At 57.9% G+C, this 1,976-nt stretch carries 2 protein-coding genes; both read right to left on the minus strand.

Annotation, left to right across the window (positions count from 1 at the left end):
- A partial coding sequence (locus ACPLUI_RS14345) for a type 1 glutamine amidotransferase (protein ID WP_424660924.1) occupies window positions 1-497 on the minus strand: 497 nt, incomplete at its 3' end.
- The gene (locus tag ACPLUI_RS14350) at window positions 469-1,872 is read right to left on the minus strand and encodes a MurT ligase domain-containing protein (RefSeq protein WP_424660923.1); all 1,404 of its coding nucleotides are present in this window, start codon (window positions 1,870-1,872) and stop codon (window positions 469-471) included. The genes ACPLUI_RS14345 and ACPLUI_RS14350, both read right to left, overlap by 29 nt.
- Window positions 1,873-1,976: the final 104 nt, after the last annotated feature.

The raw sequence follows: 1,976 nt of genomic DNA on the forward strand, positions 1-1,976 counted from the left end.
AGTACACGGCCAAGCGGGGAAATCCGGCCCAAGAATGTCCGGCCGGCATGGTTTTCGAATCCGGTGACCCGCACCGGTTCCCCTTCGATTTCCAGCTCCACGGCTACATTGCCAATCATCCTTTTGTGACCGGCCTCAGTATAAAAATCCAGAAGACCCAGGCCTGGAATCACATGGCCTTCCAGGGTGCGGTAATATTTGCCCAGCAACTGGTAGCCGCCGCAGATGGCCAGAACCACCAGCCCATCCTCCACGGCCGCCTGCAAAAGCTCCCGGCGATTTTCAAGGTCCCCCGCCATGAGGTTTTGCTCCCGGTCGGAACCTCCACCCAGGAAAAGAAAATCCATTTCCCGGAAGTCGACCGGCTCCCCCAGATTGATCCGGTACACCTCAACCTCTATACCCCGCCACCGGCAGCGGCGGACATAAGCTATCACATTGCCCCGGTCGCCATAGAGATTTAACAGGTCAGGATACAGATGGCAGACTTTCAACACGAGTTTCCCTTGCTGCATATCCACTCAAAATCCTTTCCAGAGGCCAGAGTGCCGTATAGGTAGCCAGCAGGTAAGCCGTGGCACCGGGACCGTTTAAAACGCGTTCCACGGCCCGGTGCATGTCCTCGACCATAATCCTGTCGAGAGGCACCCCGGCATATTTCAGCCTGACGGCCATTTCCGCCCCTCTCCGGCCGGTGCAGACCAGGAAGTTTATGCGGTGGTGGTGTTCTTCCAGAACCTCAAAGTCCACGTCCCACAGCCAGGAAATGTCCCGGCCGTCGGCATCGTTATCATTGATGGCGATAAGTACATCCACCGGCCCGGGCAGGGAAAGCAAAGTACCCAACCCCTCGTTGAACCCTGCAGGGTTTTTGACCAGGTTCAAGAGTACCTGCTTATCGCGGTAACGGAACCTTTCCATACGCCCGGTGGCGGGAGTATAACCCGCCAGGGCTCTAATTATCGCTTCCGGCTCCACACCCAGGGAGAGACCGGCCGAAAAAGCCGCCAGGCCGTTGTAAAGGTTGTATAACCCGGGCACGGGCACAACCAGTTCATAGGAGCCGGCAGGTGAACGCAGCCGGACACTTACCTGCCGGCTACCCTGGGACACTTCCGTACCTTCAACATCGGCAAACGGCCGCGCAAAGCCGCAGCCGGGACAACGGTAGTTTCCCAGCTGGCTGTAGTGATAATAAGCGTACACAAGCTCCCGCCCGCAACGGGGGCAGAAACGTCCCTCCCTGGCGGAAACGGAAAGAGCAGTAACCTGATGGTGTTCACCCAGGCCGTAATAAAACGCCCCTTGACCGGTTGAGGAAGCCAGAGGAGCTACCAGGGGGTCATCGGCATTTAACACCAGCCTGGTCCCGGGTAACTTAACCAGGGCCTCACGGATCAGGGATATGGTTTTATCCAGTTCCCCGTACCGGTCCAGCTGGTCGCGAAAAAAGTTGGTAATTACTACCATGTCCGGGTGGACATAGCGGGTAACCCGCGGAAATGAAGCTTCATCCACCTCCAGGAGAGCATAATCGCAGTCCACCCGCCCCGCAGGAGTTGCGGCCTTCAAAAAAGCTGCTGTTACACCTGTGATCAGGTTGGCCCCCTCGGTGTTGACCACTACCCGGTAACCGGCCTCCCTGACAACCCGGGCAATCATGTTGTTCGTGGTGGTCTTGCCGTTGGTGCCGGTCACCATAACCACACCCCGGCGGGCCTGCCGTGCCAGGTAGCCGAGTATGTCAGGACAGATCCTCAGGGCCACCATCCCGGGCAGCGAGGAGCCTTTACCCCGACCCAGCAGGCGAACCAGCCGCATGATTACTTTACCAACCAGTATGGCTAAGATCAAACGGAAGCGAAAAGCCAAGTCTTCCTGCACTCCTTAGTAGCTGAAATACAGTTGATTCCGGTTGGATGCGGCGCTGTCCCCGCTCACTCCAGTGCTTCGCGCCGACAGCACCGCATCCCCGT

Origin of the sequence: Desulfofundulus sp. (assembly GCF_049701015.1) — a bacterium.
In the GTDB taxonomy this organism is placed as follows: Bacteria; Bacillota; Desulfotomaculia; order Desulfotomaculales; family Desulfovirgulaceae; genus Desulfofundulus.